This window comes from Methylobacterium crusticola (assembly GCF_003574465.1).
Lineage (GTDB): Bacteria > Pseudomonadota > Alphaproteobacteria > Rhizobiales > Beijerinckiaceae > Methylobacterium > Methylobacterium crusticola.
Genome location: NZ_QOWC01000162.1, coordinates 1 through 19201, shown reverse-complemented (window position 1 = coordinate 19201; position 19201 = coordinate 1). Strand labels below are relative to the sequence as shown.

At 75.3% G+C, this 19201-nt stretch carries 16 protein-coding genes; 9 read left to right on the top strand and 7 right to left on the bottom strand.

Annotation, left to right across the window (positions count from 1 at the left end; all coding sequences use genetic code 11):
* Positions 1-13: 13 nt before the first annotated feature.
* Positions 14-580, bottom strand: a complete 567-nt coding sequence (locus DT057_RS27910; RefSeq protein WP_128565352.1) for an ankyrin repeat domain-containing protein — start codon at positions 578-580, stop codon at positions 14-16.
* 213 nt (positions 581-793) lie between these two features.
* Here DT057_RS27910 and DT057_RS27905 point away from each other — a divergent pair, with 213 nt between their 5' ends.
* Together DT057_RS27905 and DT057_RS27900 are read left to right on the top strand one after the other, a co-directional pair.
* Positions 794-3205 carry an EAL domain-containing protein gene (locus tag DT057_RS27905; protein ID WP_238313489.1) on the top strand — a complete coding sequence of 804 codons (2412 nt, stop codon included), beginning with the start codon at positions 794-796 and terminating at the stop codon, positions 3203-3205.
* Positions 3206-3315: 110 nt separating this feature from the next.
* Entirely contained in the window at positions 3316-4941 is a 1626-nt protein-coding gene (locus DT057_RS27900; RefSeq protein ID WP_128565351.1) for an alpha-D-glucose phosphate-specific phosphoglucomutase, read from the top strand.
* A gap of 19 nt (positions 4942-4960) precedes the next feature.
* Here the strand turns inward: DT057_RS27900 and DT057_RS27895 are convergent, their stop codons facing one another.
* Positions 4961-5860, bottom strand: coding sequence for a DMT family transporter (locus DT057_RS27895; protein WP_128565350.1), 900 nt, complete (start codon positions 5858-5860; stop codon positions 4961-4963).
* Positions 5861-5949: 89 nt separating this feature from the next.
* Here DT057_RS27895 and DT057_RS27890 point away from each other — a divergent pair, with 89 nt between their 5' ends.
* The 6 genes from DT057_RS27890 (at position 5950) to pcaDC (ending at position 11911) form a co-directional block, all read left to right on the top strand.
* Positions 5950-6762 (top strand): IclR family transcriptional regulator, encoded by an 813-nt coding sequence (locus DT057_RS27890; protein ID WP_128565349.1) that lies wholly within the window; start codon positions 5950-5952, stop codon positions 6760-6762.
* A gap of 206 nt (positions 6763-6968) precedes the next feature.
* Complete coding sequence (gene pcaH, locus DT057_RS27885; protein ID WP_128565348.1) at positions 6969-7697, top strand: protocatechuate 3,4-dioxygenase subunit beta; 729 nt, start codon at positions 6969-6971, stop codon at positions 7695-7697.
* 14 nt (positions 7698-7711) lie between these two features.
* A complete protein-coding gene (gene pcaG / locus DT057_RS27880; protein ID WP_128565347.1) occupies positions 7712-8347 on the top strand; it encodes a protocatechuate 3,4-dioxygenase subunit alpha in 636 nt (211 codons plus the stop codon).
* A 72-nt stretch (positions 8348-8419) separates the two neighbouring features.
* Positions 8420-9253, top strand: coding sequence for a 3-oxoadipate:acetyl-CoA acetyltransferase (locus DT057_RS27875; RefSeq protein WP_128565346.1), 834 nt, complete (start codon positions 8420-8422; stop codon positions 9251-9253).
* 3 nt (positions 9254-9256) lie between these two features.
* Positions 9257-10663, top strand: coding sequence for a class-II fumarase/aspartase family protein (locus tag DT057_RS27870; RefSeq protein WP_128565345.1), 1407 nt, complete (start codon positions 9257-9259; stop codon positions 10661-10663).
* A gap of 66 nt (positions 10664-10729) precedes the next feature.
* On the top strand, positions 10730-11911 hold the full coding sequence (gene pcaDC / locus DT057_RS27865; protein ID WP_128565344.1) for a bifunctional 3-oxoadipate enol-lactonase/4-carboxymuconolactone decarboxylase PcaDC: 1182 nt from the start codon (positions 10730-10732) through the stop codon (positions 11909-11911).
* Positions 11912-11940: 29 nt separating this feature from the next.
* Here pcaDC and DT057_RS27860 read toward each other — a convergent pair whose 3' ends face one another.
* On the bottom strand, positions 11941-12255 hold the full coding sequence (locus tag DT057_RS27860) for a hypothetical protein (protein ID WP_238313487.1): 315 nt from the start codon (positions 12253-12255) through the stop codon (positions 11941-11943).
* Between the two features lie 367 nt (positions 12256-12622).
* On the opposite strand from DT057_RS27860, the gene DT057_RS35665 reads away from it, so the two are divergent.
* Positions 12623-12760 carry a hypothetical protein gene (locus tag DT057_RS35665; RefSeq protein ID WP_162501530.1) on the top strand — a complete coding sequence of 46 codons (138 nt, stop codon included), beginning with the start codon at positions 12623-12625 and terminating at the stop codon, positions 12758-12760.
* 46 nt (positions 12761-12806) lie between these two features.
* Here DT057_RS35665 and DT057_RS27855 read toward each other — a convergent pair whose 3' ends face one another.
* The 4 genes from DT057_RS27855 to DT057_RS27840 form a co-directional block, all read right to left on the bottom strand.
* The gene (locus DT057_RS27855; RefSeq protein ID WP_407068101.1) at positions 12807-13661 is read right to left on the bottom strand and encodes a tetratricopeptide repeat protein; all 855 of its coding nucleotides are present in this window, start codon (positions 13659-13661) and stop codon (positions 12807-12809) included.
* Positions 13648-15381 (bottom strand): dihydroxy-acid dehydratase, encoded by a 1734-nt coding sequence (gene ilvD, locus DT057_RS27850; RefSeq protein ID WP_128565341.1) that lies wholly within the window; start codon positions 15379-15381, stop codon positions 13648-13650. The genes DT057_RS27855 and ilvD overlap by 14 nt, the downstream gene beginning before the upstream one ends.
* Positions 15382-15850: 469 nt before the next feature.
* The gene (locus DT057_RS27845) at positions 15851-16732 is read right to left on the bottom strand and encodes a transglutaminase family protein (RefSeq protein WP_128565340.1); all 882 of its coding nucleotides are present in this window, start codon (positions 16730-16732) and stop codon (positions 15851-15853) included.
* The coding region (locus DT057_RS27840) for a circularly permuted type 2 ATP-grasp protein (RefSeq protein WP_128565339.1) at positions 16729-19201 on the bottom strand (2473 nt) is incomplete at its 5' end. The genes DT057_RS27840 and DT057_RS27845, both read right to left, overlap by 4 nt.

The window sequence follows — 19201 nt, the reverse complement described above, 5'->3', positions numbered from 1 at the left end:
CCGGCCCGCCGCCTCAGGCCGGCGCGCCGGCGTCCGGGGAGCCCTCAGCCCCGGCCGCGCGGGCGAGCTGCCCGGGGGTGTCGGGCGCGCTCATGGCGCGCGCCGCGCTCTCGGCCGTGTGGCCGGACGCGTCCCGCCGCCCCGGATCGGCGCCGCGGGACAGGAGCAGCGCGACCATCTCGGTGCGGTTGAACATCGCCGCCGTCGTCAGGGCCGTGCGGCCGTCCGGGCCCGCCCCGTCGACCGCCGCGCCGCCGTCGAGGAGCGCCAGCACCACGGGCATCGCGCCCTTGAAGGCGGCCGCCGCGAGCGGCGTCTGGCCGCGGTCGTTGGCGAGCTCCGCGTCGGCGCCGTGCGCGAGGAGCAGGCCCGCCGTCTCGGCGTGGCCGTGGTAGCTCGCGAGCATCAGCAGCGTGTCGCCCTTGTCGTTGCGCAGGTTCGGCGGCAGCCCCATGCGCAGGAGATCCCCCAGCTCGGCGTGGTGGCCGAGGCGGGCGTACTGGAACACCCGGCCCGCGAAGGCGATCGTGTCCTCGTCCAGGGCCGGCCCCGGCGGCCCGCCGTGATCGTGGTTCTGCATCTCGCTCGACTTCCCGTGTCTCGACCGCGCTCACCCTAGCGGACGGACCGCACCCGCCGCCAGCCGCGCCTCGCCGCGCCCCCGGGCCTCGCCGCGCCCCTGGGCCTGGCGCCGGTAGGACACCCTTCACCACGCGGCGTCGCGGGCATCGGCGCGCCAAGGAATAACAAGATCTCTTAAGATGATCCATGCACACAGTTGCGTCGAGCGGGCATGGCGGCGGGGACCGACGTGATTTCAATTTATAATTGCATCGTCGACAGCCACGACCTGCGCCTCGTCCTGTTGGCGGCACTCATCTGCACCCTGGCCGCAGCGACCAGCCTGGCGCTCCTCGACTACGCGCGCCGGTATCCCGGGCGGCCGCGCCGGCTCTGGCTCGCCGTCGCGGCGGTGGCGGGCGGATCGGGGATCTGGGCGACGCACTTCATCGCCATGCTGGCCTTCTCGCCGGGTCTCCCCACCGCCTACGACCTCGGCCTGACCGGGCTCTCCCTCGCGATCGCGGTCGCGATGACGGGCGCGGGCTTCTGGATCGCGCTCAGGCCGGCGCTGCCCGGCGCCGCCTGGGCGGGCGGCGCCCAGGTGGGCCTCGGCGTGGCGGCCATGCACTTCACCGGGATGGCCGCCTTCGAGGTCGCCGGCCGGATCACCTGGGACCTCGCCTACGTGGCGGGCGGGCTGGCGGCCGGGACGGCGCTCGGCAGCCTCGCGCTCAGGACGGCGCTCCGGGGCGGCTCCGTGCGCGCGACCTTCGGCGCCGCGGGGCTCCTCGCCGCGGGCATCTGCGCCCTGCACTTCACGGCGATGCGGGCCGCCACGATCGTGCCCGACCCGGGCATCGCGCCGTCCGGCACCGCCATGCCGGCCCAGGCGCTCGCCGTCGCGGTGGCCCTGGCGAGCGTCTCCATCCTGGTGCTGGCCTTCGCGGGGCTGTGGCTGCACGTGCGCGACGAGCGGCGCGCGGCCCTCGAGGGCGACCGGATGCGGGGCCTCGCCAACGCGGCGGTCGAGGGGCTGGTGGTCTGCGACGGCGACCGCATCGTCACCGTCAACGACAGCTTCGCGCGCCTGGCCGGCCTGGCGCCCGCCGCCCTGGCCGGGACCGGCCTCCCGGCCATCCTGTCCGAGGAGGGCGGGCCGGCCGAGCCCGACGCGGACGGGCTCGCGGCCGCGGAGCGGCAGCTGCGCTGCGCCGACGGCAGCCTCGTGCCCGTCGAGGTGATCCGGCGCGTGATCGACTACGCAGGCCGGCCCCACGCGGCGGTCGCGGTGCGCGACCTGCGGGCCCGCAAGCGGGCGGAGGCGCGCATCGCGTTCCTGGCCCACCACGACGCGCTGACGGGGGCGCCCAACCGCCCGAGCTTCAACGCCCGGCTCGTGCAGGAGATCGCCCTCGCCCGCGCGGCCGGACGGTCGCTCGCGGTGATCTGCCTCGATCTCGACCGCTTCAAGGAGGTCAACGACCTCTTCGGGCACGCGGGCGGCGACGCCCTGCTGCGGGAGGTCTGCCGCGCGGTCACGGGCGCGCTCGCCCCCGGGCAGATGCTGGCGCGGCTCGGCGGCGACGAGTTCGCGATCCTCGCCCCGAACCTCGACGCCGCGGGCGCGGAGGCCGCCGCCGCCGCGATCCTGCTCGCCCTGCGGGAGGCCGAGATGGGGCCGGCCGGCGCCATCGCGGCCGCGAGCCTCGGGATCGCCCTGTTCCCGCACGACGCCGAGGACGCCGAGACCCTGATGAACCAGGCCGACACGGCCCTCTACCGGGCGAAGTCGGACGGGCGGGGCTGCTACCGCTTCTTCGAGGCGCGGATGGGCGCGCAGGTGCGCGACCGCCGGCTCATGGAGCACGACCTGCGCCACGCCGTCACCCGGGGCGAGCTCGCCATCGTGTACCAGCCGCAGACCCGGATCGACACCGGGGAGACCGTCGGCTTCGAGGCGCTGCTGCGCTGGATCCACCCCGAGCGGGGCCACGTCTCGCCCGCCCTGTTCATCCCCGTCGCCGAGGAGACCGGCGCGATCCTGGCCATCGGCGAGTGGGTCCTGCGCGAGACCTGCCGGGAGGCGGCCTCGTGGCGCCGGCCCCTGCGGGTGGCGGTGAACGTCTCGGCGGTGCAGATCCACAGCCCGGCCTTCGCCGAGCTGGTGCACGCCGTGCTCCTCACCACCGGCCTGCCGGCCGAGCGTCTCGAGCTGGAGATCACCGAGACGGCGCTCATCCGCGACCTGCCGCGGGCGCTCGCGACCCTGCGCAAGGTCAAGGCGCTCGGGGTGCGCATCGCCATGGACGATTTCGGCACTGGCTACTCCTCGCTCTCCAACCTGCGGGCCTTCCCGTTCGACAAGATCAAGATCGACGCCTCCTTCACCCGCTCGGTCGACACGAGCGAGCAGGCCGCGGCGATCGTCCGCACGGTGCTGGGCCTCGGCCGCGGCCTGGGCCTCCCGGTGCTGGCCGAGGGCGTCGAGACGATCGCCGAGCTCGCCTTCCTGGGCGCCGAGGCCTGCCCGGAGGCCCAGGGCTACCTGTTCGGCCGGCCGAGCGCCATCGCGGCCTTCGCGCACCTCACCGGGGAACCGGAACCCGCGGCCGGGGCCGAGCCGCGGGTGATGGCGGCCTGACGCGCCGCGCGGCGTCCCCGCCCGCGCGGGTTGGCAGCCGGGCGGGTCGGGCGTCATAAGCCGGGGGCGGGGACGCGGCGAGCCCCGCCGGCCCTCCGAGACGAGACACCATGACCGTTCTGGCAGTCCCCACGCAGCCCTTCCCCGACCAGAAGCCCGGCACCTCGGGCCTGCGCAAGAAGGTCCCGGTCTTCCGCCAGCCCGCCTACGTCGAGAACTTCGTCCAGGCGATCTTCGACACCCTCCCCGAGCGGGCCGGCGCGACGCTGGTGGTCGGGGGCGACGGGCGCTTCCTCAACCGGGAGGTGGTGCAGACGACGCTCAAGATCGCGGCGGCGAACGGGTTCGCCCGCATCCTGGTCGGACAGGGCGGCCTGCTCTCGACGCCCGCGGCCTCCTGCGTGATCCGCAGGAGCGGCGCGCTCGGCGGGGTGGTGCTGTCGGCAAGCCACAATCCCGGCGGGCCCGAGGGCGATTTCGGCATCAAGTTCAACGGCCGCAACGGCGGCCCGGCGCCCGAGCCCGTCACCGAGGCGATCTACGCCCGCACCCGGGCGATCAACGCCTACCGCATCGTCGAGGCGCCCGACATCGACCTCGAGCGCCTCGGCGACGTCGCCCTCGGCGAGGCGACCGTCACGGTGATCGACCCGGTCGCCGACTACGCCGCCCTGATGGAGACGCTGATCGACTTTCCCCGGATCGCGGCCCTGTTCGCCGCCGGCTTCCGGATGCGGTTCGACGCCATGAGCGCCGTCACCGGCCCCTACGCCCGGGAGATCCTGGAGCGGCGGCTCGGCGCCCCCGCCGGCACGGTGGTGAACGGGGTGCCGCTGCCCGATTTCGGCGGCCACCACCCGGACCCGAACCCGGTCCACGCCCACGACCTGATGGCGCTGATGACCGGCCCGGACGCGCCGGATTTCGGCGCCGCCTCGGACGGCGACGGCGACCGCAACATGATCGTGGCGCCGGGCCTGTTCGTCACCCCGAGCGACAGCCTCGCGATCCTCGCGGCCCATGCCCACCTGGCGCCGGGCTACGCCGGGGGCCTCGCGGGGATCGCCCGCTCGATGCCGACGAGCCGCGCCGCCGACCGGGTCGCGGCGAGCCTCGGCATCCCGGCCTACGAGACCCCGACCGGCTGGAAGTTCTTCGGCAACCTCCTGGATGCCGGCCGGATCACGCTCTGCGGCGAGGAGAGCGCCGGCACCGGCTCGCACCACGTCCGGGAGAAGGACGGGCTCTGGGCGGTGCTGCTCTGGCTCAACCTCATCGCCGCCACCGGCAAGCCCGCGGCCCAGGTCGTGCGCGACCACTGGGCGGCCTACGGGCGGGACTACTACGCCCGCCACGATTACGAGGAGGTCGAGAACGCCGCCGCCGAGGAGCTGATGGCCGCCCTGCGCGGCACGCTCGCGGCGCTGCCGGGCCGGCGCTTCGGCGACCTCACGGTCGAGGCCGCGGACGACTTCGCGTACGCCGACCCGGTCGACGGCTCGGTCACCGCCCGGCAGGGCGTGCGCGTGCTGTTCCGGGAGGATGCCCGGGTGGTGTTCCGCCTCTCGGGGACGGGCACGGTCGGGGCGACGCTCCGGGTCTACCTCGAGCGCTACGCGCGGGACCGCCTCGACGCGCCCAGCACCGAGATGCTGGCCCCGGTCGTCGCCGCCGCCGAGGCGATCGCCGGCATCGCGGCCCGCACCGGGCGCACCGGGCCGTCGGTGGTGACGTGAGGCCGCGGGCGGCGCGCCGTCACGCCGCCCTCTCCCCGCCGGGCGCCGCCGCCCGGGGGCGCTCCTGGTAGAGCAGGTAGAGGCCGGAGGCGGCCACCACCGCGCCCCCGATCACCGTCCAGCGGTCCGGGAGGTCGCCGAAGACGAGCAGGCTCAGGATCAGGGCCCAGATCAGCTGCGCGTAGGCGAAGGGCGCCAGCGTCGAGGCCGGCGCGCGCTTGTGGGCGAGGATCAGGAGCCAGTGGCCGAGCGCCCCGAAGGCGCCGATGGCCGCCATCCCGGCCCAGACCAGGGGCTCGGACGGGCTCTCCCACAGGAACGGCACCGCCGGCGCCATCAGCACCGACCCGACGAGGCCGGTGTAGATCAGCGTCGTCTCGGGCGGGTCGTGCGCGGCGAGCAGGCGCGTCGCCACGATGTAGAGGCCGTTGACGCAGGCCGTCACCACGGCGAGCAGGGCCGCCGGGTGCATGCCCGCCATCCCGGGCCGGCTGACCACCAGGACGCCCGCGAAGCCCACCAGCACCGCCCCCACCCGGCGCCAGCCGACCCGCTCGCCGAGGAGCGGCCCGGCGATCAGCGCCACCACGAGGGGCGACGCGAAGGTGATGGAGGTGACCTGCGCGAGCGGCAGGTAGCGCAGCGCGAAGAAGGCGCAGACCGTCGAGATCACGAGGCTCAAGGAGCGCAGCGCCTGGAGCAGGGGCCGGCGCGTGCGCAGCAATCCCGCATCCGCCCGCGGGCCGAAGACCAGCGCCACCAGCACGAAGCTGCCTATGTAGCGCGCCGCCACGACGAGGAGCGGGTTCATCGAGCGGTTGAGGAGCTTGGCCGACGCGTCGATGCAGGCGAAGCCCGCCACCGCGCCGACCATCAGGGCGATGCCGATCAGCGTGTCCCGCTGCCCGCTCCCGCGCATGCCGCCCTCTCCCGCCCAGTCCCGCCGTCGCTTGACATAGATCGGAACATCATTCAAATCCAGAACAACGTTCCAGTTTCGAGCGGAAGATGGCGGGCTCCCTGCTGCGGCGTGTCCTGGACCTGGTCGAGCTGCTCGCCGCCCACGCGCGCGGCCTGCCGCTCCAGACCATCGCCGACACGCTCCACATCCCCAAGAGCGGCGCCCACCGGCTCCTGGCCGAGCTGGTGGCCTACCGGTACGTGGCGCAGGACGTGGAGTCGGGCCGCTACCTGCTGACCACCAAGTTCGCCACGCTCGGCCTCAAGCACCTGTCGAATTCCGGGGTGGTCGACATCGCCCAGTCGGTCCTGAACCGCCTCGCCGACCTCAGCGGCGAGCTCGCGCGCCTCGCCATCGTGGATTACCCGCGCCTCGTCTGGGTGGCGAAGGCGCAGGGCGCCCGCTCGGGCCTGCGCTACGACGGCGACATGGGCAGCGAGGTGCGCCTCGCCACCACCGCCACAGGCCTTGCCTGGCTCGCCAGCCTGCCCGACGAGGAGGCGGCGGAGCTCGCCCTGCGCCAGGGCTTCAGCCCGCCCGAGGCCTGCGGCCCGAACGCGCCGCGCACGCTCCCGGCCCTGCTCGCCCTCGTGGCGGAGACCCGCGCGCGGGGCTACGCCTGGGTGCACGAGACGAACGCCGCCGGCACCGCCGCCATGGCGGCCAACATCGTGCATCCGGGCACCGGGCGCGCCATCGGCAACCTCAGCATCGCCGGCCCGAGCCAGCGCCTGACCGAGGCGCACCGGGACGCCCTGGCGCCCGAGCTCCTGGCGGCGGCCGGGACGCTCTCGTCGGTGCGCGCGCTCTCCGAGTACCTGGCGGCGCTGAGCGGCGGCGCCCTGGCGCAGCGCCAGTGAGCGGCCCCGTCCCGTGGGCAGCCCCGGTGCGTGAACAGCCCCCCGACCGCCCCCGCGAGGCTTGCCCCGGACCATCCCCGACCGCACAACCGGCATCGGGCCCCGGGGCCGCCGAGGCCGGCCCATGGCGCGCGGCCGCGGCCGCATTAAGCTCACACGACCCGCCCGCCCTCGAAGGCCGGCCCGGTAGCGCAAGGAGGAGACACGTGACGCATCTCGATCGGGAATTTCTGCAGCGCGACCGCGGCGTGCACCCGCCCGCCTTCACGCCGGACTACAAGACGAGCGTCCTGCGCTCGCCCCGGCGGGCGATGATCTCGCTGCAATCCTCCCTCTCCGAGGTCACCGGCCCGGCCTTCGGCCACGGGGAGCTGGGGCCGCTCGACAACGACCTGATCCTCAACTACGCCCGCGAGGGCGAGCCGATCGGCGAGCGCGCCTTCGTGCACGGCCACGTGCGCGACGAGAACGGCCGCGGCATCCCCGACACGCTGGTCGAGTTCTGGCAGGCCAACGCGGGCGGCCGCTACCGCCACCGCAACGACCGCTACCTCGCGCCGATCGATCCGAACTTCGGCGGCTGCGGCCGCACGCTCACGGACGCCGACGGCTACTACTACTTCCGCACCATCAAGCCCGGGCCCTATCCCTGGCGCAACTTCCTCAACTCCTGGCGGCCGGCCCACATCCACTTCTCGGTGTTCGGCTCCGGCTTCGCCCAGCGGCTGATCACCCAGATGTACTTCGAGGGAGATCCCCTGATCTGGCGCGACCCGATGGTGCTCGGCATCCCGGACCGGGCCGCGGCCGAGCGCCTGATCGCGCCGCTCGACCTCGCCGCCGCGATCCCCCTCGACATGCTCGCCTACCAGTTCGATATCGTGCTGCGCGGGCGCCAGCAGACGCTGTTCGAGAACAAGCTCCAGGGCAATTGAGGGAACAGAGCCACATGGTCCAGCCGCTTCCCGCCCGCCTGCACGAGACGCCCTCGCAGACCGCCGGGCCCTACGTCCATATCGGGCTGATCCCGCACCAGGCCGGTTTCGACATCTTCGAGACCAACTTCTCCAACGTGCTCGTCGGCCCCGGCACGCAGGGCGAGCGCATCCGCGTCGAGGGCCGGGTCCTCGACGGTGCCGGCGCGCCGGTGCGCGACGTGCTGGTGGAGATCTGGCAGGCCAACGCCGCCGGCCGCTACAACCACCCGGCCGACCGGCAGGAGGGCAAGCCCGTCGACGAGACGTTCCGGGGCTGGGGCCGCGCCGGCTCCGACTTCGAGACCGGGCTGTGGTTCTTCGAGACCGTCAAGCCCGGCCCGGTCGAGGGCCGCAAGGGCCACCGGCCGATGGCGCCCCACATCAACTTCTGGATCGCGGCCCGGGGCATCAACATCGGGCTCCAGACCCGGCTCTACTTCGCGGACGAGGCCGAGGCCAACGCCAACGACCCGGTCCTCAACCTGGTGGAGCGCGGCCAGCAGCGCGACAGCCTGATCGCGGCCCGCGAGGACCGGGGCGGCACGCCGACCTACGTCCTCGACATCCACCTCCAGGGCCCGCGCGAGACCGTGTTCTTCGACGTCTGACCCGGCGCGCCGGGCCCCCCCGGGCGGTCCCGGCGCGGCGAGCCCCCACCGAGAAACCCGCAGGAGACACCCATGAACCCCGTCGTCATCGCGGTCGCCATCACCGGATCGGTGCCGCGCAAGAAGGACAACCCGGCGCTCCCGACCCGGGTCGCCGAGCAGGTCGAGTCGACCCACGAGGCCTTCGAGGCCGGCGCCACCCTGGTGCACATCCACGTCCGCAACGACGACGAATCCCCCTCCTCCGATCCGGACCGGTTCGCCGCCGTGCAGGAGGGCGTGCGCAAGCACTGCCCCGGCATGATCGTCCAGTTCTCCACCGGCGGGCGCGGCCGCGACCCGGGCGCGCGCGGCCTGTCCCTGGTCCACCGGCCCGACATGGCCTCGCTCTCGACCGGCTCGGTGAACTTCCCCACCATCGTGTACGAGAACCACGCCACGCTGGTGACCGACCTCGCCACCGCCATGCGCCGCAACGGCATCCGGCCGGAGATCGAGATCTTCGACCTCTCGCACATCCACGGCGCCCGGCGGCTGATCGAGGCCGGGCTGATGGACGAGGCCCCCCACGTGCAGTTCGTGATGGGCGTGCAGAACGCCATGCCGGCCGACGAGCACCTCCTCGACATCCTGCTCGCCGAGACGCGGCGCGTGCTGCCCAAGGCCACCTGGACGGCCGCCGGCATCGGGCGCCACCAGGCCGGGGTCATGGGCTGGGCGCTGGCGCGCGGGGCCGACGCGGTGCGCACGGGCCTCGAGGACAACATCCGGATCAGCAAGGACCGCCTCGCCGGGAGCAACGCCGAGCTGGTCTCCCTGGCTGCCGAGATGGTGGCGCGCCACGGCCGGCGCGTCGCCACCCCGGCCGAGGCGAGGGCGCAGCTCCACCTCGCGCCGGCGGCCTAGGGCATGACGCTCTCGGCCCTCGACTCCGCCCTCCTGGGGCCCCTCTTCGCCACGGACGCGATGCGGGCCGTGTTCGCCGACGAGGCCCGGGTCGCCGCGATGCTGCGGGCCGAGGCGGCTCTCGCCCGGGCGCAGGCCGCCGCCGGCCTCGTGCCGGCGGAGCTCTCCGGGGCCATCGCGGCGATCGACCCGGGGTCGCTCGACCCGGCCGGCCTCGGGCGCCGGACCGCGGTCTCCGGCGTGCCGGTGATCCCCTTCGTCAAGGCGGTGCAGCAGGCGCTCGCCCCCGGGCTCGAGCCCGCCTTCCACAAGGCCACCACCACCCAGGACATCGCCGACACCGCCCTGGTGCTCCAGGTGCGGGACGCCCTCGACCTCGTGGCGGCCGACCTCGCGGCGATCCTCGACGGGCTCTCGGGCCTCGCCCGGCGGCACCGCGAGACCCCGTGCGTCGGGCGCACCTACGGCCAGCACGCCGCCCCGGTCACGTTCGGCTACAAGGCGGCGGTCTGGGCGCTCGGCATCGCCGAGGTCGGGGCCCTCCTGCCGGCCCTGCGCGGGCGGGTGCTCACCGCCTCCCTGGGCGGTCCCGTCGGGACCCTCGCGGGCCTCGGCGCCGAGGCCGAGGCGGTGGGCGAGGGCTTCGCCGCGGCCCTCGGCCTGCACCCGGACCTCGCGCCCTGGCACACCCGGCGCGCCCGCATCGCCGAGACGGGGTCCTGGCTCGCCCTGCTCATGGGGGCGCTCGCGAAGTTCGCCACCGACGTCGCGCACCTCGCGACCACGGAGGTGGGCGAGGTGGCCGAGCCCTACGTGCCCGGCCGCGGCGGCTCCTCGGCGATGCCGCACAAGCGCAACCCGGTCTCGTCCACGGTGATCCTCTCGGCCTTCGGGGCCGCCAAGGGCATGAGCCTGACGCTCCTCGACGGGATGGCGGCGGCGCACGAGCGCCCGGCCGGCGCCTGGCACGCCGAGTGGCACGCCCTGCCCTCCCTGTTCGGCCTCGCCTCGGGCGCGCTCCGCGAGGCGCGGGCCCTGGCGGAGGGGCTTGCGCCCGATCCCGACCGGATGCGCCGCAACCTCGACATCACCCGCGGCCTGCTCTTCGCCGACGCGGCGGCCTCGCGCCTGTCGCCGCGGCTCGGCGCCAAGGCGGCGCATGCCCTGGTGGAGGAGGCCGCCGGGGCGGTCCGCGACGGAGCCGGCTCGCTTGCCGAGGTGCTGGACTCCCGCCCCGAGACCGCGGGCAGCGACGTCGCGGCCGCCTTCGACCTGACGCCCGCCATCCGGGCCGGCGCCCGCACGGCGGACCGCGCCCTCGCCGAGGTGGCGCGCCTCGCCGAGGCGGGGCGCCTCGCCGCCGGGCTCGCGCCGGCCCGGACCGGCCCGGCCGGAGCCGGCCCGGCCTGAGCCTTCCACGTCCCGGCGGGACCGGCCCGCCCCCTCCCGCAACCCGTCCCGAGGACCCGACCCGCCATGCCCCTGATCCAGGCCAACGGCACCACGCTGAGCTACGACCTCTCCGGCCCGAGCGGCGCGCCCGTCCTGGCGCTCTCCAACTCCCTCGGCACCACGATGGCGATGTGGGACCCGCTCCTGCCCCACCTGCGGGGCCGCTACCGGGTGCTGCGCTACGACACCCGCGGCCACGGCGCCTCGCAGGTCCGCGACGAGGCGGCCTCGGTGCAGGACCTCGCCGACGACCTCCTCGGCCTCCTCGACGGCCTGGGCATCGCCCGCGCCCACGTGGCGGGCCTCTCCCTCGGCGGCATGACCGGCCAGGCAGCGGCGAGCCGGGCCCCGGACCGGGTGGTCAGCCTGACCCTGATGGCGACCGCCGCCTTCATGCCGAGCGAGGCCTCCTGGAACGAGCGGGCCGAGACCGTGCGGGCCAAGGGCACCGCCGCCATCGTGGACGCCACGATGGGCCGCTGGTTCACGCCGGGCTTCCCCGCGGCCGCCCCGGACGCGGTGGCGCCGGTGCGCCGGCAATTCGTCGACACCGACGCCGCCGGCTACGCGGTCTGCTGCAACGCGATCGGCCGGATGGACCTGCGGCCGGCGCTCGGCCGCATCACCGCCCCGACCCTGGTGATCGCCGGCCGGGACGACCCCGCGACCCCGCCCGCCATGGCGGAGGAGATCTGCGCCGGGATCCCGCAGGCCGAGCTCGTGGTGCTGCCGAGGGCCGCCCACCTCCTCGCCGTCGAGCAGCCGGCGGCCGCCGCGGCCCACCTCCTCGCCTTCCTCGACCGCCACCGGGAGGCCGGCGAGCGGGCGACGGGCGCGGTGGCGTTCGGCGACGGGCTCTCCAACCGGCGCAGCGTGCTCGGCGAGGCCCACGTCGACCGCTCCCTCGCGGCGGCTGGCGACTTCGCCGGACCCTGGCAGGACTTCATCACCCGGACCGCCTGGGGCGAGGTCTGGGGCGACCCGCGCCTTCCCTGGAAGACCCGCTCGCTCGTGACGCTCGCCATGATGGTGGCGCTCGGCCGCGAGGAGGAGTTCAAGCTCCACGTCCGCCCGGCGCTGCGCAACGGCGTCGGCGTGGGCGAGCTCCAGGCCCTGCTGCTCCAGACGGCGATCTACGCCGGCGTGCCGGCGGCCAACGGCGCCTTCCGGTGGGCCCGGGACGTGCTCGGCGACGAGGTGGGGTGAGGCCGCGCGCCCCGCCCGGGCGCCCGGCCTCAGATCGGGCCGTCGCGGTCGATCCAGGCCGGGTCGATCAGCGGCTCGGCCTCCGTCTCCGGGGCGGCCGGCGGCGCCTCGCCCCGGATCAGCGAGGCGGCCTCGTCGTGGTCGACCTCCCGCATCTGCTCGGCGAGGAGGGCGAGGTAGCTCGCCGCGGCAGGCGCGCCGAACAGCTCGGCGAAGCGCGCATGCGCCACCGCCGCCATGGTCTCCACCACCGCGTCGGGCGGGCTGCCGCCGTCCACCGCGTTGTCCAGGACGGCCCGCCAGGCGCGGGTGAGGCGCTCGCGCAGCTCGAGGGTGTCCTCCACGCTCAACGCACTCCTGAGGCGGGCGGGCAAGACCGGCCGGCCCTGGCGGCGGAGTATCGCGCGGGCACGGGCCGCTGACCAGTGCGCGCCCCGCCGAAGCGGTGATCCGCCCGGCATCGGGCGGCCGGCCCGGCACCGGCCGGGCGGTCCGGTTCGACAAGTCCGGCGACGCCGGGATGCTCGCGCCGACGACCGAGCCGTCCGCCCCAGCGCGTCACGCGGCCGGGGATGTCGGGCCAGCCCTGCGACGAGGCGGTGCTGCGACGGGCAATGACCGAGGCGCCACCGCGGCTCTTCACCTACCCTGGAGGAGCAGGCCGCGGGAGCCTGCCTCGTCGGCGGGGCGTTCGGCACCGCGGACGGCGCCGTGACGACGGGCTTCCACAACCCTCGGCTCGCCGGCGAGGCGGTCGACGCCGCGCGCTGGCCGAGGCTCGCCGCCTCCGTGGCGGCCACGCCGGAGCGGCCGTCGGTCCGGACCGCCATCGCGGCCCGCAGGGGCTGACGGAGGGGCGCCGGCGCCCGGCCGCCCTCATCCGGTCACCGGTCCGTCACCGGCTCTTGGCGCTGCGCCGGTAGAACCCGTCGACCTGGGCCTGGGCCTCGGCCCGGTCCCGCTCGTTGGCGGCCGCCATCGCCTGCTCCTGGAGGGCGACGATCCACTGGTCCTTCGATCCCTCGGCGGCGTCCCGGGCCAGCGTCAGCCAGGCGAGGCCGCGGGCGCGCTGGGGCGCGACGCCCTGGCCGTTGATCAGGAGCTGCCCGAGCAGCGCCTGCGCGGCCGGGTGGCCCTTCTCGGCCGCGAGGTTGAACCAGCGGGCCGCCTGGCGCGGGTCCTGGGACACGCCGGTGCCGTCGAGGTAGAGGCGGGCGAGGTTGTACTGCGCGTTCGGGTCGCCGTAGTACGACGCCGCGTAGTTGAACATGTCGTAGGCGCGCTCGACGTTCGACTGGACGTAGGAGCCCTTGATCCCGTCGAGGAAGTAGCGCCCGAGCGCCGTGAAGGCGCTCGCCACCACGCCGGCATTGGGGGCGTCGGGTCCCTCGTCGGCGTTCTCGTCGGCGATCTTGGAGAAGAACTCGAACGCCTTGAGGTCGTCGTGCGGGACGCCGTCGCCCTCCGCGTACATGCGGCCGAGCTTCCACAGCGCCAGGGCGTGCCCCTGGCCGGCGGCGTATTCGAGGGCGCGGGCGGCGCCCTCCTTGTCGCCGGCATTGTAGTCGCGCATGCCCGTCCGCATCGCCTCGCGGGCGTTGCGGTAGCCGCCAGGGACCGGCGTGCGCGCGGAGGCGTCGAGCGCCGCGGCCGGCCCCGCGCCCGCCAGCCCGAGGCCGACGAGCGCGCAGGCGAGCATCCGACGGGCCCGGCTCGGCACGGACGTGCGGCCCGCCCTAGATGTCCGCATAGGAGAGCGTCTCCTGGGCGCCGCCCGGATGCGTGACGGCGCCGTTCACCGCCGGTCCGACGGTCTGGGCGTACTTCCAGAGGTAGCCCGAGGTCGAGTCGTTGGCCCGCGGCTGCCAGGCCGCGCGGCGCTGGGCGAGCTCGTCGTCCGTGAGGTCCACCGTGAGCGTGCCCTTGATGGCGTCGAGGCGGATGACGTCGCCGTCCTTCAGGAGGCCGATCGGGCCGCCCACCGCCGCCTCGGGCCCGACATGGCCGACGCAGAAGCCGCGGGTGGCGCCCGAGAAGCGCCCGTCGGTGATGAGGGCGACCTTGTCGCCCATGCCCTGGCCGTAGAGGGCGGCCGTCGTCGACAGCATCTCGCGCATGCCGGGGCCGCCCTTGGGGCCCTCGTAGCGGATCACCAGGACGTCGCCCTCCTGGTACCGGCGGTTCTTCACCGCGTCGAAGCAGGCCTCCTCGTTGTCGAAGACGCGGGCCGGGCCGGCGAAGACCTGCTTGTCGAGGGGCATGCCGGCGACCTTCACGATCGCGCCCTCCGGCGCCAGGTTGCCCCTCAGGCCCACGACGCCGCCCGTGGGGGTGATGGGGGTGTCGGCTTGGCGGACCACGTCCTGGTTGGGGTTCCACGCCACCTTGGCGAGGTTCTCCGTGATGGTGCGGCCCGTCACCGTCAGGCAGTCGCCGTGCAGGAAGCCGTGATCCAGCAGGGTCTTCATCAGGAGCGGGATGCCCCCGACCTCGAACAGGTCCTTGGCGACGTAGCGCCCGCCGGGCTTCAGGTCGGCGACGTAGGGCGTGCGCCGGAAGATCTCGGCCACGTCGAACAGGTCGAACTTGATGCCGCACTCGTGCGCGATGGCGGGCAGGTGCAGGGCGGCGTTGGTGGAGCCGCCGGAGGCCGCAACCACCGTGGCGGCGTTCTCCAGCGCCCGCAGGGTGACGATGTCCCGCGGCCGGATGTTCTTCGCCACGAGGTCCATCACCATCTCGCCGGCGGTGGCGCAGAATCTGTCGCGGATCTCGTAGGGGGCCGGCGCGCCGGCGGAGTACGGCAGGGCGAGGCCGATCGCCTCGGACACCGTCGCCATGGTGTTGGCGGTGAACTGCGCCCCGCAGGCGCCCGCCGACGGGCAGGCGACCTGCTCGAGCTCATCGAGGTCGTCGTCGCTCATGGCGCCGACCGAGTGCTTGCCCACCGCCTCGAACAGGTCCTGGACGGTGACGGGCTGGCCGCGGAACGAGCCCGGCAGGATCGAGCCGCCGTAGATGAAGATCGCCGGCACGTTGAGGCGCACCATCGCCATCATCATGCCGGGCAGGGACTTGTCGCAGCCGGCGAGGCCCACGAGCGCGTCGTAGGCGTGGCCCCGCATGGTCAGCTCGACGGAATCGGCGATCACCTCGCGGGAGGGCAGCGAGGCCCGCATGCCGCGGTGCCCCATGGCGATGCCGTCCGTGACCGTGATGGTGCAGAACTCGCGCGGCGTGCCGCCCGCGGAGGCCACGCCCTTCTTCACCGCCTGCGCCTGGCGCATGAGCGAGATGTTGCAGGGCGCCGCCTCGTTCCAGCAGGACGCCACGCCGATGAGCGGCTGGTGGATCTGCTCCCGGGTCAGGCCCATGGCGTACAGGTACGAGCGGTGCGGCGCGCGGTCCGGCCCCTCGGTGACGTACCGGCTCGGCAGCTTCGACTTGTCGGTGGTGTGACGCGCGTCCATGACCTGTCCCGTACCCGTGTTTTCTTGAAGGGCCGGTTCTGCCGGCTCCATCCCGCTGCACCGTCCCGGGACGGCGACGCTCAAACGACACCTGGCTGAGGTTGTCCTTCCGCGTCGCCCGCAGTCCCGGGTTGCCCACGGACCACGATAAAACCTTGAAGGGACAATCGTTTAACGTGGCCGTTGAGTGCCGTTGGTTTATGGCGGGATCGCGGCGGAGCGGCGGGCGGTCTGGGGCAAACCTGGGATGGTTTCGGGGTGTTGCGACCCCGCCACAGCTAAGCTTCCGGCGATCATGTCCGGCTCCGAATCCGGGACGGCGACCCCGCCGTCGGGAGCCCGGCATCATAGCATGCCGGGCAGGCGCCGTCGTGCGCCGGCGCACCCCCTCCGGCGGGCGGCCCCGCGCCGGGCGGCCGCCCGGAATCCGGTCGTGCGGAAAGCGGCCGCGCGGGCGCTGGCGCCCTTTTCAGGCCGCCTCGTCCTCCGGCACCACGTCCACCGCCACCCGCAGGCTCTGCGAGCCCGAGCCCGCGATGATGCCGGAGACCGGCGCCACGTCGGCGTAGTCGCGCCCGCGGGCGACAACGACGTGGTCGTCGCGCACGCCGATGCCGTTGGTGGGATCGAGGCCGTGCCAGCGGTCGCCGCACCACACCCCCACCCAGGCGTGGCTGGCATCGGCCCCCTCGAGGCGCGGCCGGCCCGGCGGGGGCCGCGTGCGCAGGTAGCCGCTGACGTAGGCGGCCGGCAGGCCGAGGCCGCGCAGGGCCGCGATCATGATGTGGGAGAAGTCCTGGCACACCCCGCGCCGGCCCGCGAAGGCCTCGGCGAGCGGGGTCGCCACCTCGGTGGCGTCGGCGTCGAAGGCGAAGTCGGCCCGGATGCGGCGCATCAGGTCGAACGCGCCCGCGTAGGCGCCCCCGCCCGGCGGGAAGCTCGCCCGCGCGTAGTCCGTGACCTCGGGCAGGAGCGGCACCCGCCGGCTCGGGGCGACGAAGTGCAGGGGGGCGTCCGGGGCGAGGCTCGCGAGGCCGAGCACGCGCCCGCGCACCGCCTCCCAGGCCAAGCCGAGGCCGGGATCCGGCAGGGGCGGACGCTCGACCCGCACGCGGGCCCGGGCGTCGATCCGGAAGCTTCGGTGGGGCGTCTCGACGGTGAGCGACGCCGTGCGGTTGCCGAAGAAGTCGCGGCGCTCGGAGAGCAGGCGCGGGGCCGGCTGGACCGCGAGGTCGTGCGACAGGAGGGTCTGCCCGTCGCCGGTCTCGGGCACGAGGCGCAGGGCGCAGCGCGCGAACCCGACCGGGTTGCGGTACTGGTAGGAGGTGAGGTGGCGCAGGTGGTAGATCACGCGAGGGTCGTCAGGGTCTCGGGCCGGGCGGCGTCCGGCCCCCCGGGGAAGTAGCGGGCCGCCACCGCCTCGGCCACCGCCCACAGGCGCATCTCCCAGGCCTCCACCGCCTCCGGGGACAGGGCGCCCGCCTCCGCGCCGGCGATCTCGCCCGAGAGGCCGAGGAGCAGCCGCACCTGCGGCTCCGGGACGCCGTCCTGGCGCAGGGCCGGCAGGCGGTCGAGGTGCCGGGCGAGGCGCTCGACCTGGAAGGCGACGGAGCGCGGGTTGAAGGGGTCGAGCAGCACCATGTCGCGCACCGGCGCGAGGGCGACCCCGAGGATGTAGCGGGCGCCGTAGGAGATGCGGGAATCGACGAGGTCGAGCAGGACGCCGAGGTCGTCGGTGCTCGCCGCCGCGCCCCCGAACACCTTGGCGAAGCGGCAGGTGTTGATCGCCCGCTCGATCCGCCGGCCCATGTCCACGAAGGCGAAGCCGCCGGCCCGGTTCATGTTCTCCTGCGCCAGGCCCGACAGGGCGGCGGCGAGGCTCAGGGCCCGCTCGGCCTGGTCGAGGAGCGCCGCCTCGGAATCCGGGCTCGCGCCCGGGGCCTCGAGGGCCGACAGGAGGGCGCTCAGCGCCCGCCAGGTCTCGTTCGAGAGCCGTTCGCGCAGGAAGGCCGCGTTGCGCCGGGCCGCGAGCCCGTGGGCCCGGGCCGAGCCCCACTGCGCGGCGTCCGAGAGCGCGGAGGCGGCGAGGTGCGCCGCGCTCCCCTCCCGCGAGGGCACGGCGCCCCAGGCGTGCAGGATGGCGCGCAGGCGGGCCGAGGTGCCCCGGTCCTCCTCCGCCACCGAGATCGCGCCGGCGCCGTTGAGCAGGCAGGCGGTCAGGCGGATCATCGCCTCCGCCCGCTCCAGGTGGCGGCCGAACCAGAACAGGTTGTCGGCGGCCCGGCTCGGCAGGAGGCCCGGCACGCGGCGCACCGCGACCGCGTCGCCCCGCGGCAGCAGGGTGGCGGCGGGCTCGACGGGGCCGCGCGCCAGGACCCAGACGTCGGCGGCCCGGACCCCTGCGCCCATCGCCACCGGCCGCACGTCGGGGGTCTCCGAGATGCGGCAGAAGCCCCCCGGCATCACGTGCCAGCCCGCCGGCGTCGCGGCCGCGAAGACCCGCAGCACGAAGGGCCGCGCCACCAGCCGGGCGCCGTCCCAGACCGGCGCGGTGGAGAGCCGGACGGGCTCGTGCGCCACGAAGTCGCCGGGCCGGTCGCGCAGGGCGGCGAGGAGGCGCCCGGTCTCGGCCTCGCCCCGGGCCTCGCCGAAGGCCCGGCTGGTGAAGGCGCCCTGCGCCGGGGCCGCGGCCGGCCGCAGGGCCAGCCCGTCGATGCGCGCGAGCGCCTCCGCGGCCTGGGCGGGGTCGCCGCACCACCAGGTCCGCAGGCCCGGCAGGCGCAGGGGCTCGCCGAGGAGCCGCCGGCACAGGGCCGGCAGGTAGGCGGCGAGCCAGCCGCTCTCCACGAGGCCGGCGCCCGGCATGTTGCCCATCGCGACGGCGCCGGCCCGCAGGGCCTCGACGAGACCCGGCACCCCGAGGCGGGAGGCGGGATTGAGCTCGAGGGGGTCGACGAAGTCGCCGTCGACCCGGCGCCAGAGCACGTCGGCGCGCTTCAGCCCGGCGACGGTGCGGATCGAGACCCGGCCGTCCCGCACCAGGAGGTCGTCGCCCTCCACCATGGCGAGGCCGAGGTAGCGGGCGAGCACCGCCTGCTCGACGTAGGTGTCGCTGTAGGGGCCGGAGGTCAGGAGGCCGATGCGGGGCTCGACCCGCTCGGCCGCCGCCGCGAGGCCGTCGCGGAAGCTCTGGAAGAACGGCGCCAGGCGCTCGACCGCCATGGCCCCGTAGACCTCCGGCAGGGCGCGGGCGAGCACCATGCGGTTCTCGAGCGCGTAGCCCGTGCCGGAGGGGGCCTGGGTGCGGTCCGCCAGCACCCGCCAGGCGCCGTCCGGCCCGCGGGCGAGGTCCGCGGCGTAGAGGTGGAGGTGGCGCCCGCCGGGCGGCGCGACCCCGGCGAGGGGCCGCAGGAACTCGGGATCGCCCGCCACCGCGGCGGCGGGCAGGAGCCCGTCCGCGGCGAGCCGGCCCTCGCCGTAGAGGTCGGCCAGCACCGCCTCGAGGAGCCGGGCGCGCTGCGCCACCCCGGCGGCGATCGCCTCCCACTCCGCGCCCTCGATCAGGAGCGGCAGGACGCCGAGGGGCCAGTCGCGCTCGGCCGCCTCGCCGTAGACCCGGTAGGCGATGCCGGTGTTGTGGATGTGCCGGTCCGCCGAGGCGAAGCGGGCGGCGATCTCCTGGTCCGGCAGGGCCGCGAGGTGGCCGAGGAAGCCCGCCCAGGCCGGCCGCAGGGCGCCGTCCGGCCCGGTCAGCTCGTCGGGCAGCCCCGGCAGGCGCGCGTAGCCGTCGCACCAGCGCCGCACGCGCGCGGCGGCGGCC

What these genes read in the sequence shown, in the direction of transcription:
- DT057_RS27910 (WP_128565352.1), bottom strand. Translation starts at nt 580, where the DNA reads ATGCAGAACCACGATCACGGCGGGCCGCCGGGGCCGGCCCTGGACGAG.
- DT057_RS27905 (WP_238313489.1), top strand. Translation starts at nt 794, where the DNA reads ATGGCGGCGGGGACCGACGTGATTTCAATTTATAATTGCATCGTCGAC.
- DT057_RS27900 (WP_128565351.1), top strand. Translation starts at nt 3,316, where the DNA reads ATGACCGTTCTGGCAGTCCCCACGCAGCCCTTCCCCGACCAGAAGCCC.
- DT057_RS27895 (WP_128565350.1), bottom strand. Translation starts at nt 5,860, where the DNA reads ATGCGCGGGAGCGGGCAGCGGGACACGCTGATCGGCATCGCCCTGATG.
- DT057_RS27890 (WP_128565349.1), top strand. Translation starts at nt 5,950, where the DNA reads ATGGCGGGCTCCCTGCTGCGGCGTGTCCTGGACCTGGTCGAGCTGCTC.
- pcaG (WP_128565347.1), top strand. Translation starts at nt 7,712, where the DNA reads ATGGTCCAGCCGCTTCCCGCCCGCCTGCACGAGACGCCCTCGCAGACC.
- DT057_RS27875 (WP_128565346.1), top strand. Translation starts at nt 8,420, where the DNA reads ATGAACCCCGTCGTCATCGCGGTCGCCATCACCGGATCGGTGCCGCGC.
- DT057_RS27870 (WP_128565345.1), top strand. Translation starts at nt 9,257, where the DNA reads ATGACGCTCTCGGCCCTCGACTCCGCCCTCCTGGGGCCCCTCTTCGCC.
- pcaDC (WP_128565344.1), top strand. Translation starts at nt 10,730, where the DNA reads ATGCCCCTGATCCAGGCCAACGGCACCACGCTGAGCTACGACCTCTCC.
- DT057_RS27855 (WP_407068101.1), bottom strand. Translation starts at nt 13,661, where the DNA reads ATGCGGACATCTAGGGCGGGCCGCACGTCCGTGCCGAGCCGGGCCCGT.
- ilvD (WP_128565341.1), bottom strand. Translation starts at nt 15,381, where the DNA reads ATGGACGCGCGTCACACCACCGACAAGTCGAAGCTGCCGAGCCGGTAC.